Raw genomic sequence first — 13068 nt, forward strand, 5'->3', positions numbered from 1 at the left:
GACATCACCTCGATATGCATAATGAATGGAACTCAAAAAAAGGACAGGCGAAAAAAGGCCGATCCGCTTCCGGCGGATGCCTTCTTACGCTCTGTCCTGTGTACCTGAGAGTTACCTCATGATCATCCGGCTTCCGTCTGCCGAAGCCGGCTCATAAGTTTCCCCTTGGGTGACCTGCTTGCGGCGGGTGCTCTCCAGAGGCGCGTCCGGTAAACGTCCTTTTGCCTGAGAGATTCACCCGTGGCGGGCTTACTCCTTCGGCGTTACTGTCTCGCAGTACTCTCTCCCTTTACCATCATTCGCAATGTGCAATTGTCATACCTTCATTATTACTCGAACCTTCCTGACATTGTCAATCCATTTCTGCGAACTTCCGCGAAAATGATTCTCATATTGACATGGAGGGGAAGCTGAACTACGCTATAGATGTAAAATTGGAACAAGATCACATACCGCGAATGAAGACGAGCGGGAGAGACCGGGCTTCAAGTCCCGGCACCGAAGGAGCAAGCCGCCGAACCGCCGTTCGGCGAGGAATCTCTCAGGTAGAAGCACCGTCGTCCGACGCACCTCTGGAGAGAGCGTACAGCCGCCCAAGGGGAATACCGGCCTGCCGCGGGCAGCCGGGCAAACTCTCAGGCACCCGGGACAGAGAAGAGGCAAACGAGTCTTTGATCTGTCTTTTTTGCTGTGCCGGCGAATTGCGATAATAATGAGAGAGGAATGAGCGTGAACATGAGCGAAGTAAAAGAGAATCTGTTGTACAGCGAGGAGCATGAATGGGTCGCCGTCGTCGAAGGGCGGACCGTGCGCATCGGGATATCCGATCATGCGCAGGCGGAATTGGGAGATATCGTCTTCATCGAGTTCCCCGAGGTTGGAACCGCTTTATCGGCGGGCGACAGCATGGGGTCGATCGAGTCGGTCAAGACGGTATCGGAGCTGTACTGCCCGGTATCGGGAACGGTGACCAAGGTCAACACCGACCTGGAGGATAGCCCCGAGAAGGTGAACAGCGAACCGTATGAGGGCGGCTGGATTGCCGAGGTGGAACTGGAGGGCGATCCGGAGGAAGCGATGAAGCATCTGCTCACCGCAGAGGGATACCGGAAGCATATCGAGTAGGGAATGGTCTGCAATTCCGCCCGCGGTACGATGCGGATACATGAACATGAGAATAACGGAACATCTATGAATAAAGCGGCTCTCCTTCCTGCATACTAACGGTGTACATCAATATATGCGAAATGGAGAGCTGCCGAAATGAACAACCAAGAACAAAACCGCGACCAAGCGACGAAGGCGGAAGTGCAGACGACGAAGCTGAACAGAATACCGGATATCGAAGGACGAGAAGCCGAGTTCGGAGCGGATCTGGAAGGCGCTCAGCAGGGGCAAGCCGCACGCGATGCGGATACGAAGCTGTCCGAGTAATACGCGTCCATGCACCGCAAGCCCCCCAGTTCCCGGAACTGGGGGGCTTCTTCAGCCTTGAACCCGCGGCGTGGTCGGATCGCATCCCGGGGAAGGAACGGCGCCGGCCTGGGCCAATTTGATCAGGTAGTAGCATTCCTCCCGCGCCATATGATCCGGCATCAGCGGACTGATAATATCGAGCGTCTCCGCGTTTAACTCCATTTCCTCCAGCTCCAGCAGGAACTTCGTGAACAGCTTAATCTCCAGGTTCACATCGCGGTGGAACCGCTCCAGCGCCGGGAAGCGGCGGAGCTGGGTCCGCAAGTAGCCGACCATTTCGACCGCCTTCTTGTAATAATCATCGAAATGCTTCTCGAATTCGCGGCTCTTCTCGATCAACCTCCTCTCCACCGCATCCAGATTGGACGCGATCGCCGAAGCATGGCCGGAAGCGTCCGACAGCCACACCAGATCATAATGAAGCGCCTCGAACAGCGGCACCGGCTTGCCGGCCCGGACAGCATCGAGAATATAGACATACTCTTGCAGCTCATTGAGCATATGATTGAAAAAGGTAGGCGGAAGAAATACGGTAACTTGGCCGAGCAGCAATCGGCGCAGCAGATCAAGCTTGAAATTCTTCAATTCCATCGTCGCGGCATGCGCTTCGGCGGCGATGGCAAGGGCTTGGGACTCCGAGGAGGCCTGGCGGGCTTGATTCAGGAGCTCATCGAACCGCCGGATGAACTGATCCGCCTGACGAATATCCTTCGCTTCCCGCGGCGACAGGGCGTCCAGTATGAAGCGGGAATGATCTCCCAATATTTGCAGCCAGAAGCGGTGCTCGAACAAGAGCGAACCCGCCGGAGCCGCCTGGGGCTGATGACTATACATGTACATTCTCCTTTGCAGATGATGGATGACGAGCCAAAATCCGTTCTATTGTCATCGTATGTGGTACGGATTGTCTCGCATGCCATATCTCTGTGCAGCCGTCCCGACATGCAACAACCGCTGCCCCGAAGGACAGCGGTTGGGTCTTGGCCGCGTCAGGCCGATATTACGAATTCGATTGCATATCGATCAGCACGCGGGCGAGGACCGCGGCCGCTTGGGCGCGGGTCGACGTTCCCTCTGGAGAGAACTTGTTGCCGCCCATGCCTTGAATATAGCCGCGGCTCACGGCGGCCGCGACAGCGGCACGGGCATCCGCTCCGATCTTCGCCTGGTCGGCGAAGCCGAGCGCCGGAGCGTCATCCGTGTTCAACTGCAGCGCCTGCACCAGCATGACGACCATTTTCTCGCGCGTCAGCGGGTCACGCGCTCCCGGCTCGGCAATCCGGTCTTTCCATGTCTTGCCGGAACCGGTAAGACGGTCAAGCAGCGAGGCGAACTCCGCTTGGGTGACCAGATCGTTCGGCTTGAACATATTCAAGCTGCCCTTGCCTTCGATTAACTGGTGAGCGGCTGCGACCTCGACCTTATCTTTGGACCAGTGGGTGTGAATATCATCGAACGTCTTGGACGATTCCTGCGCCGTATAGGATCCGAGCGACGCCGTAGTGAAGCGGACGCCGTCCTTATCCCAGCGAACGCCAGGAGCGTAGTACGTCCACGCCTCCTTCGCATCCTTGCCGTAGACGCCAACCTTGCGGGCATCCTTCACGGCGGAGGAGCTCCATTTCAGACCGACACGGATCGGCTTGGTGACCGTCTCCTTCTCGCCTTGAATGGTCAATCCCGGAGCGACCTGTCTCAGTGCGGACGCTTGCCCGCCTTCCGTCAGCGGCGCCAGCGCCAGGCGTACGGTCAGATCGCCATTTTTCCCGATAAAGTCAGCGAGCGACTCGGCAGGAATGAGCACTTCGAAATCTTTCCCGGACAGCAGCAGCGTTTTGCCGGAAGCGGTAAGCTGCTCCGCCAGCGTGCGGGTGATCCGGATATCCGTCAGATTGACGTCGTTCCAGGCGATATCCGCGATATCCAGCTTCACTTCAGCCGCTTCCTTGTCGCTTAGCTGCGAGCTAATAGCTGTCGAAGATACAAGCAGCAATCCCTGCTTCTTGCCGTCCTTCTCGGTTACCGTGAAGGTACCCGCCTTCAAGGTCTTCCCGGCAGGCTGCGACGGAGCGGAGGAGTAGGAGCTGCTGGAAGACGATCCGCCTGAGCTTGGGCCAGGTTCCGGTTTTGGTTCTGGCTTTGGTTCAGGTTCTGGGTCTGGCGGCTTCGGTGCGTCCAAGATCTCAATCCAGTCCGGCGCTCCGTATACAAGTTTTACGGGCTCAACGGTTTCCAGCTCCAAATCAAGCAGCCAGAATTTGTAGGCTCCTGGCTCCTTGCTGGAGAATACGACGGTGCCAAAAGTGCCATCTCCCGAATACGCCGCAGATGGCGGCATGCTGGTAGTCACCAGGAGGGTCTTCAAATTACCTTCTACTTTAAGATCCTTTGTAAAACTTAATTCGACATCCGGATGATTTTTTTGCAAATATGTTGCAAAGGTAACGCTCGGCTCGACGCGAACATCTGTTAATGAAGCATCATAAACCAATGCATAGGATGCAGAGTATACTGCTTCAGTGACAGAGAAGCCGATATCTACCTTGAACTCTTCTCCGGTAAACGCTTGTTTTTTCTCTGTCTTCACATTGGCATAGACTGCATTCGGATCAAAGTCGAATGAAACCGTCCGGGACGGGGTCTCATATCCGTTCTTGACATAATCCCATGCATAAATGTCAAATTCATTAAGTCCGTCCTTCAGATGCGGGATGTCGATGGTGAAGCTACCGTATGAATTAATGTTGACCTTATATTCTTCATTTGTATCCTTGTCGACGGCCTTCATCTCAATGAGATCCTGAATCGGAGAATTCACATATTCCAAAATTGTGTCGTAGACAGTCCCTGTAATTTTTCCTTTGCGTTCCTGCGGGTTATCAACCCGAATCACCGGCTCATCAATCTTGACTTGAGGAGGCGTACTGTCGATTAGGAAAAGAGTGCGTAGATCATCCAAACGTTTGCCGTTAACAACAGGAACCATAGAATATAAACCGTCTTTCGGAGTGACAGAATTGTCCCCAACCAGACTTCCGTCCCAATCGACAGGCAAAATGCCAGGGTTTTGTTCGGCTGTAGTTACGTGCGCATCCCCGATTTCTTTGCCATTCAAATCCAGGACAGTTAATTTGAAATCTGTGATTTTCTTGTTGACCTGGATGCTTACCTTTGTCGTATTATGCTCAGGATGCCCGTTCGGCGCCAAGATGTTGGGACTGACCTCAATCTCCCCAATAGCAGGCACTTCAAATTGTTTGCCGACATACACGCTCACAGGAAGCCTGATCTCATGGCCGCCATCGCCTGTCAGAACGACATGCCCTTCGTAATTCCCATTGGCGTTCGGCGGTATTTGCAAGGTGACATCGAACGTTTGTCCTGGGCTTACTGTTTCCTCACTCGACGTTAAGGTTCCGCCATCAGCAGGCCAATCGATGGAGACCGAATATTGCTGACTCGTATTGGAGATGCCCTTCAGCAGCACCGTTTTCTTAAACGTATTATCCGGAGAAACTGCTCCGAATGAGAGGCTGCCCGTTTCATATTCGAACGGTGCCCCCGGTTTATCTTTTACCGCGACGTTCGCGGTCTCTTGCACCAAGGCGATCGCCGGAGCCTCGACGCTGCGCTTCAGGTCAATCCGTCCAGCTCCTTGTTCGGTCAATTTATACCGTTCCCCCGTACGATCCTTGAGATCTACTGCATTATTCATCATCAGCGCTTTGATTTCATCCGGGGTTAGATCAAGGTTATTCTTGCGGGAATACTCCACGAGCAATGCGGCAGCTCCCGCGATATGCGGCGAGGCCATGCTCGTGCCTTGCGAGCTTCCGTACGCGTTCTCGTAATTGCCGTCCCAGGCCGGAACGGATGAAGTAATCCCGACGCCCGGCGCGGCAATGTCCGGCTTAATCGTATAGTCCGGCAGCGCAGGACCGCGGGCACTGAAGGAGCCGAGCATATCTTGCTCCTCGACATCGGTGCGGACAAGCTTCTTCACGGAGCCGGAAGTAATATAATTTTTCAGGATAAGTCCGTCGGCTTGCGAAATGGTATAAGTAGGAACGAATTCATCGACTTCCCCTTCGCCAAGGGTGGCGGCCAGTTCGCCAGCCTCATTGTTGAAAATGATGAGTGCGTCGGCTCCGGCCTTTTTGGCGTTTCTCGATTTGTCGCCGAAGCTGATCTCGCCGCGAGAGACAACCACGAGTTTCCCTTTGACGGCTTTGTTTTTATAATCATCAGGATTTCCGAATCCGGCAAAGACCGCATCAAGCGGTTTATCTATGTCCAGTACGGGAGATGAAGTAGCTAGCTGCGAGAAAAACTTTTTGTCCAGGCCTTCAGCTTCAAACACCGGAGTCAGGACAGGAGGATAAGAGGCAGCAACGGAAATGGCTGCATGGGCTCCTCCCGGACTTCCCAGCGTGAGCGGCTTCGGTCCCGCATTGCCGGCAGCGACGGCCACGACGACACCGGCCTTGGTCGCATTGTCCAGTGCAACCGAATGCGCGGTGTACTGGAAGTTGTAATCGGCGCCGAGCGACAGATTGATAACATCTACTTTATCTTCATAGACGGCGCGCTCGATGCCGCGCACAATATTCTCCGACGATCCACTGCCATATGGCCCGAGAACGCGATAAGCATACAGATCTGCCTCTGGAGCGACGCCGCGTACTCTGCCGCTGTCGCCGGGATTATCATAATTTCCTCTGCCGGCTATCGTTCCCGCGACATGGGTGCCGTGGGTCGTATGATACTCTTTTCCATCGATTATTGGCTTCGAATCATCAGGTCTTGTCTCCATTGGATCATCGTTATTATCGACGAAATTATAGCCGCCCTTATAGGCGCCTTTTAGACTTGGATGGTTGTAATCGACACCGGTGTCAAGCACCCCGACTTTGATGCCTTTTCCCTCTAAGCCGAGATCCTCCCACAAGTGCTTTGCTCCAATATGGGGCGCGCTTTTATGCATATAGGTGCTGTCGCCATGAACGCTTGGTTCGTTCGGAATCGCTTGGATGTCCACGTTCGGGAAAACAGCTTTTACGCCAGGAATCGTCAACAAATCATCGACTTTATTGGCTGGGATACTGACCGAAAATCCATTGAAAACATTGCTGAACTCGTAACGGATTGAGGCTTGCAGTTGATTAAGCGCGGTGCGGAATTGTTTATGCTCTTGCCGGATATCGCTTTCGGCGCCGTTGGCGAAAAAGGAGTATGTATTCGCGGCCTGAGCTTCTGTTACTTTCAACGGTTCGTTTTGCAGTTCTACAATTACGGTTATTATGTCGCTGCTGTCAGAAGGCGGTACAAAGTTTTGCGGTGTGATGCCAGATAAGTTCTGTTCGGAGATGCGGGGGAGTTGCAGCTTGGTTGCGAGCTGATCCTTGATTTGGCTCTGGAGTTGCTGCTTCGTCTCGGATGCGGACCAGTCCATTTTTTCGGTCGCGCCCGATACTCCCGGGAAGAGCATGCCGGCAAGCAGCAAGGCGCTAAGGACCAAAGACATGAGTTTGCGGAATGAATGCAGTCTCAAACGTAAGCCTCCTTTACTAGTTTACTGTCCGGTTGAACCTTGATGAAGGAAAAAATGCGGCCTCAGCCTCCTTTCTTGCGGCAGGTATTAAAAAGCGGCGTCTGTCTATGATGTCGATCACATAATTCAAGTTTACATATATTTCATATTCAGGGTAAGGGTACTATTAACTATATTCCAATTCTATTCCCTGACGGATAATGTTGAAAGATTACTAATTTTGTAAAATCAATAGAACACGTTCGCAGAGAGGGTGGGTCGTTAGACCTATTTCAGGAATCAAGTAGAGCGTGAGAGGAGAAAAAATAAAGCATTTACCCAGTTCTGAAGCGGCTTCTATTACGAACGCCGGTAAATTAGCTTCATAAAAGAAGCGTCCTGGCAACAGGATGGGCTTGACGCCCCGCTTGGGCGAATCATACACAGCATTCATCGGAGAGAGGGATTATGAATGGCTTGGCAGGACAGAGGCGATCCAGCTTGGAGACCGGGTCCAACCGCTGCCCGATGATGGCCGCGTTCCGCATCTGCCGGATTGGCGGGTGATTCCGACGCCGGGGCATACTCCCGGTCATGTTTCCTTATACCGGGAATCGGATCGGACGTTGATTGCGGGGGATGCCTTCATCACCGTGAAGCAGGAATCGGCTCTCCATGTGATAGGGCAAGCCAAAGAAATCCATGGCCCGCCGGCCTACTTCACTCCCGATTGGGATGAGGCGTGGCGCTCGGTGAAGCGGCTGAAGAGCTGCGGCCGCAGCTGGCCGTGACCGGTCATGGCTTGCCGATGGAAGGGGAGGAGCTGACGGTTCAATTGCAGCGGCTGGCCCGGGAATTCGACAAGCTGGCTATCCCGGCGCAAGGGCGCTATGTTCCATCGGGGAATCGAACCGGCGCGCATGAGAAAAAGGGCGATTCGGCAAGCCGTTAGCGGCCTGCCGGATCGCCCTTCTTATGTGTGTTATATTACGGCAGCGCTCGGCCTCTTGAGCTGACGTAGAGGGAATACCATTCTTCCCGCGTCAGGGTGATGTTCGCCGCTTCGCCGCATGCGCGGATTCGCTCCGGATTGGCCGTGCCGATTACCGGCTGAATTCCGGCCGGGTGGCGCATCAGCCAGGCGAGGATAATCGCTTCCCGCGTTGTGCCCTTCTCATGGGCCATCGCCTGCACGAGCTCGGCCGTCTCGCGGATCGAAGCCGGCTGATCGGAGTGATCCCGGCCCGAGAAGACCCCTTGCGCGAGCGGTCCCCAAGCTTGAATTTGAATATTTTCCAGACGGCAGTACTCCAGTGTGCCTTCCGGGAATATATCTTCTTTGGCAGCATCTTGGTTCACGTGAACGCCTTGATCGAGCCAGCCGATTTTGGCCAGACTCATCTCCAGCTGATTGACGATGAATGGCTCCTTGCTGTATGCCTGGAGCAGCCGTATCTGGCCGGCGCTCATGTTCGAGACGCCGAAGGCCCGCACTTTCCCCGCAGACTTCAATGCCGCTATCGCTTCCGCGACCTCTTCCGGCTCCATCAACGGATCGGGACGGTGGAAGAGCAAGATGTCGAGATATTCGACGCCGAGCCGCTTCAAGCTACCGTCGACGCTGCGCAAAATATGCTCCTTCGAAAAATCATAGCGTCCAGGAATGCCATTTTCCGCAAAGCGAATACCGCACTTGGATTGCAGCACGATGCGTTCTCTCAATTCCGGCCGTTCCTTCAGCACCTGCCCGAAGACTTGTTCCGCCTTGCCTCTTGTATAAATGTCGGCATGGTCGAACATATTGATGCCCGCCGCGAGGGCGGCATCCACCGCAGCGTGCGCCGCTGCGAGATGCTGGTCCGTTATCGGCTCGTCATTCCAGCCCCCTCCCAGCCCCATGCATCCGAGCACAAGCCGGCTGGCCGCGAGTCCGCGCCGTTGAATCGGGATCTTATTCATGTTGAATCACTCCAGTGGATGTAGAATGCGAAGCTTGTCTCGTCCAGTGTACTATAGGTGCAGGTGTATATCCAGATGCGCAGGGGGAGGAAGCGGAGATCCGTTCTTTGCCGGACGGTCCGGCGAGCCGTGTCCAGAAGGAAAAGGGAAGGCCGCAGCCGAATATACCAGAAGGCGCCGAAAAAAAAGCTTCATGGACAAGTCCAGCGGTATGATGTCAAGTCCCTGATTGATGAGAATTGGAAAATTTCCTTGGCGTGCAGCAGGATCAATCCCAAAAAAGGCATCACCAAACTAGACCCAGTCGAAAATTAAGTAAAATACCATAATTTAACTGGGAATTAGAGAAGAAAATTCATGAGCCAAGGCATTATTGCTCTGTCGGCTTCACCTTCCTTCTGGGCGTATAGAGTTGGTCGTTGCGTAGCAGCACATCGACCAGACGCACAAGTTTTCTTGCCGTTAAGACGAGGGCACGTTTGTGTTGATGCTTAGGGACTTCATTGAATTTCTTCCGGTAGTACTCCCCGAATTCCGGGTCGCGGTTTTTTACCGAGTTGGCAGCTTCAACAAGGTAGTAGCGAAGGAATCGGTTGCCGGAACGAATGCGCTTTGTATCTTCCGCCTCGAAGGAGCCGGATTGGTGCTTGCGCCACGTCAGACCCGCATACTTGGCCAAGGCGGCTTGATCCGTGAAGCGGTCGATGTCGCCGATCTCGGCCAGGATGCCTGCGGCATAGACCCGATCAATGCCCGGAATGGAACGGAGGCACTGGCTGCTGGAAATGCCGTCTAAAATGCGCTCAATCGCCTTGTCGAGCTCTTTAAGCTGACTCTGGATGCTCCGGATCGACTGAATTGAGGTGCCCAGCACCAAATCAATGGAATCCTCGACAACCTTCGAGAGACGGTACGAGGCCCGAGCCGCCTTTTGAATACAGCGGGCGACGTGTTCGGGATCGGGGAAACGATTTCTCCCCTTGTCCTTGAGATAGTCAGCCAAACGGGCGACATCCATATTCGCCATCTCATCCAGACTATACTTTTCCGAGAGCATTTCCATGATGGCATGGCCGAACACGGAACTGTCCACCTCCGCGCGAAAAGCATTGCACTTGTAGAACAGATTTTGCAAAAAGTATTGCTTCTCGCGGGTAAGGTTGTGTACGAGATGGAATCGCATGCGAGTGAGCCGCTGCAAGGCGATGTACTGTTCCTGCATCACGATAGTCGTCGTGAGTCTGCCAAAACGCAGGCGGTCTGCAATGATCCAGGCATCGATGCGATCGGTTTTGTCCAGGTCGGCATAAGCGTCTTTGAATTTGTTAATCAGCTTCGGATTAATGGTGAACACCTTGGCATTCAATTGTTGAAGGGCCTCATCCTCATGCAAGTACATGGCTGGATGCCAACTGTAGACGGATGTGGCTTCAAGCCCGATATGAACCTCAGAGCAGGCTGTCTTGACCGCAGCAGAAATGATGCGATCCCGCAAGTAAGAAGCGCCGTGCAGATTGTTGGTGGTCTTGAAGGTCTCCAGGGTGTCGCCATCCGATTTCATCAAACAGGCTTCCAGTTCTTCGGAACTGACGTCAATACCGACAAAAAGCTTCAAGAGAATTCCTCCTTTCTATAAGGGATTCAGGGAACGGACTCTCCGGACTGTCTCCGGCGCACTCGCCGATCAATCACCCTCGCATATGAGAACACGCTTCGGTTCATGAGCTGCCCCGACGCTGCTACAGTCGGGCATGAGTTGCCGAAGGGAACAGCCAGCGGGTAAGAAGTGCAAGCGAGTACCGGAGAAACAGACTTAAAAAGTAGATTGGACTACAGGAGGGAGACGAATTTCCCCGAATGGAACCCTAAGTTCCATTGTCCAGAGACATTCCGGAAAGTCCAGTCCCCATATTAATTTTCAATGTGCAAGCTGGAAATTTTGAAGGCATTCTATGTTACTATAAAGGACTGGAAAAAGACTCAAAACTGCCTTTAGGAAATACTATACGAGGGAGGGGACGAAATGAAGGAACGGGTAATGATCGTAACCGGAGCGAACTCGGGCATGGGACTGGCAACCAGTGTGGCCTTGGCCAGACAGGGAATCCATGTTATCATGCTGTGCCGGCATGAAGCGAGGGGGAGGCGGGCGCTGGAGGAAGCGGTTCGCCGCAGCGGATCGAACCGCATCGGGCTCATGCTCTGCGATCTGGGATCGCTGCGCAGCATTCGCGCCTGCGCGGCAGCGCTCCTGAACTATCCGGCGCTGGACGGGCTGATTAACAACGCGGGGGTTGTCTCGCTTCGCCGCCAGACGACAAGCGACGGCTTCGAGCAGAATATCGGCGTCAACCATCTCGGACATTTTCTGTTGACCAATCTTCTGCTGGGAGCCCTGCGGCGAGCGCCGCAGGGACGGATTATCAATGTGTCGTCCGGCGCTCACAAGATAGGCCGCATTCATTTCGATGACCTGCATCTGACGAGGGGGTATAATGCGGTCACGGCTTATGCGCAGTCGAAGCTGGCCAACCTATTGTTCACCTCCGCGCTCGCCCGCCGGCTGGAGGGGACGAAGGTGACGGCCAACAGCCTTCATCCCGGGGCGGTCGCCACCAATATCGGCGTCGATCGCGGCACCGGATTCGGCAAAACCATCATGGCGATGCTGCGCCCGTTCTTCCTGACGCCGGAGGAGGGGGCGGCTACCGCCATTTACTTGGCGACCAGCCCGGATGTAGCTGGAGTGTCGGGCGCTTATTTCTACCGTCAGCGTCAGGTACCGGCGTCTCGCCGCGCGCAGGATGCGCAGCTGGCGGAGCGGCTGTGGGCCGTGAGTGCGGCGGAAGTGGGATGGAATATGGCGGAGAGCGCCACGCCAAGAATGACGGCTTCTCCATAGCCGATGCAGCCGGACTGGTCGGCATCCGCGATCCCGGGATGCCGGAGCATGTCGGTCAGCTTATTCCGCGAGGGAGAAGCTTCGGCTCCGCCATTGCTGCGGCCGGCTGGCTCTTGCGGCGGGGCACCATGAGCAGAACGATGCGGATCCCGATGATGAAAACACGAAGGCCCCAAGAAGCACAGGCAGAATGCCAGGCAAGATTGCGCTAATCCACTGCCCGAACTGAATCCCGCCCCAACTGAACAAAAAGCAAGACGGCAATGATCGAATTGGAGATCCACGGGATTCGCATCCCGCGCCAATTCACGGGAAAACACTCCTTCGGTCAGCAGTGCAGGAATGGATTCGGTACAGATTACGGATATATTGAGGAATTATGCGTGTCCGCTACATATATTGTTGAGAGATCATCAAATCGCGTTGCTGCGCCTTCATGGCCTCAATGCTCTCGTTAAAGACGAGGAGGGGATAGGATGAATCAGACGGATAACGTGCCGCAATTCGGCCAGCAGTTGAAAGCATTGCTCAAGGAGCGCTCCTTGTCCATGCGCAAATTAAGCGAGCAGACCGGAATTGATCCGGCCACCATCTCCCGGATGGCCAACGGGAAGCAGGCGGTCAAGCCGGAATACATTCATCGCATCGCGTCGGTTCTCGCCATTCCGGCCGAGCGGCTGTACCGGGCAGCGGGCTATTCCGTCGGGGCAGAGCCGAGCGGAAGGACGGATATGCACGCTTCCGTCGATGCGATTCAGCAAGTGCTGGGGCATTCGAAGCTATATGAGCCGGAGTTCAGCACCGAAGGGGTGCGGCAGGAACTGATGAAGTGCGAGAGGTATGCCCGTACCGAGGAAGGCAAGCGGCTGATTCATCAAGATTTCGAGGAAAAAGTGAGCAAGGTGAGCGGAGAAGGCCCGTTCATTGAGCAAATGCGCGACATGTATGCTTGCTTTTGCGATCCGGCGGTATCGGAGGAGGAAAAAGCGGTGCTCGGCAGCGCTCTGCTTTATTTCATCCTGTCTGTCGACATTATCCCGGATTATGTGTTTCCGATCGGTTACCTTGATGATGCGATTGCGGTTAATATGGCGCTCGAACGGCTGCGAGGCATGGCCGGCGCAGCGCAAACGCAGAGAAATGCGACCGGACGCGATCCGGCCGCCGAGGCACCGGATGAAGGCGAATAGGCGGCGGGGAG

General features: G+C 54.6%; 9 protein-coding genes, 1 pseudogene and 4 riboswitches. Of the genes and pseudogenes, 6 read left to right on the plus strand and 4 right to left on the minus strand.

Going from position 1 to position 13068, the window contains the following annotated elements:
• Nucleotides 1–89 precede the first annotated feature (89 nt).
• Nucleotides 90–200: riboswitch (glycine riboswitch) on the minus strand.
• 3 nt (nt 201–203) lie between these two features.
• Nucleotides 204–299, minus strand: a riboswitch (glycine riboswitch).
• A 160-nt stretch (nt 300–459) separates the two neighbouring features.
• A riboswitch (glycine riboswitch) is annotated at nt 460–566 on the plus strand.
• 4 nt (nt 567–570) lie between these two features.
• A riboswitch (glycine riboswitch) is annotated at nt 571–654 on the plus strand.
• Nucleotides 655–735: 81 nt separating this feature from the next.
• Nucleotides 736–1125, plus strand: a complete 390-nt coding sequence (gene gcvH, locus OCY70_RS06050) for a glycine cleavage system protein GcvH (protein ID WP_213429887.1) — start codon at nt 736–738, stop codon at nt 1123–1125.
• A 138-nt stretch (nt 1126–1263) separates the two neighbouring features.
• Nucleotides 1264–1434, plus strand: coding sequence for a hypothetical protein (locus tag OCY70_RS06055; RefSeq protein WP_213429888.1), 171 nt, complete (start codon nt 1264–1266; stop codon nt 1432–1434).
• 51 nt (nt 1435–1485) lie between these two features.
• Here the strand turns inward: OCY70_RS06055 and OCY70_RS06060 are convergent, their stop codons facing one another.
• Both OCY70_RS06060 and OCY70_RS35710 read right to left on the minus strand, forming a co-directional pair.
• The gene (locus OCY70_RS06060; RefSeq protein ID WP_213429889.1) at nt 1486–2310 is read right to left on the minus strand and encodes a DUF2935 domain-containing protein; all 825 of its coding nucleotides are present in this window, start codon (nt 2308–2310) and stop codon (nt 1486–1488) included.
• 166 nt (nt 2311–2476) lie between these two features.
• Nucleotides 2477–7027, minus strand: a complete 4551-nt coding sequence (locus OCY70_RS35710) for a S8 family serine peptidase (RefSeq protein WP_213429890.1) — start codon at nt 7025–7027, stop codon at nt 2477–2479.
• A gap of 467 nt (nt 7028–7494) precedes the next feature.
• Here OCY70_RS35710 and OCY70_RS06080 point away from each other — a divergent pair.
• Nucleotides 7495–7958, plus strand: a pseudogene (locus tag OCY70_RS06080) (MBL fold metallo-hydrolase); the annotation flags it as partial.
• A 35-nt stretch (nt 7959–7993) separates the two neighbouring features.
• Here the strand turns inward: OCY70_RS06080 and OCY70_RS06085 are convergent.
• Together OCY70_RS06085 and OCY70_RS06090 are read right to left on the minus strand one after the other, a co-directional pair.
• Nucleotides 7994–8965, minus strand: coding sequence for an aldo/keto reductase (locus tag OCY70_RS06085; protein WP_213429891.1), 972 nt, complete (start codon nt 8963–8965; stop codon nt 7994–7996).
• Nucleotides 8966–9335: 370 nt separating this feature from the next.
• Nucleotides 9336–10580: an IS110 family transposase gene (locus OCY70_RS06090; protein ID WP_261944499.1), complete on the minus strand. Its 1245-nt coding sequence runs from the start codon at nt 10578–10580 to the stop codon at nt 9336–9338.
• Nucleotides 10581–10988: 408 nt separating this feature from the next.
• Here OCY70_RS06090 and OCY70_RS06095 point away from each other — a divergent pair, with 408 nt between their 5' ends.
• The 3 genes from OCY70_RS06095 to OCY70_RS06105 all read left to right on the plus strand — a co-directional run bounded on the left by OCY70_RS06095 (nt 10989) and on the right by OCY70_RS06105 (nt 13057).
• Entirely contained in the window at nt 10989–11867 is an 879-nt protein-coding gene (locus OCY70_RS06095) for an SDR family oxidoreductase (protein WP_213431150.1), read from the plus strand.
• Nucleotides 11819–12079, plus strand: a complete 261-nt coding sequence (locus OCY70_RS06100) for a hypothetical protein (RefSeq protein ID WP_213431149.1) — start codon at nt 11819–11821, stop codon at nt 12077–12079. Before OCY70_RS06095 ends, OCY70_RS06100 begins: the two co-directional genes overlap by 49 nt.
• A 264-nt stretch (nt 12080–12343) precedes the next feature.
• Nucleotides 12344–13057 carry a DUF1232 domain-containing protein gene (locus OCY70_RS06105; protein ID WP_213431148.1) on the plus strand — a complete coding sequence of 238 codons (714 nt, stop codon included), beginning with the start codon at nt 12344–12346 and terminating at the stop codon, nt 13055–13057.
• Nucleotides 13058–13068 lie beyond the last annotated feature (11 nt).

It is taken from the genome of Paenibacillus melissococcoides (assembly GCA_944800085.1).
Classification (GTDB): Bacteria; Bacillota; Bacilli; order Paenibacillales; family Paenibacillaceae; genus Paenibacillus_B; species Paenibacillus_B melissococcoides.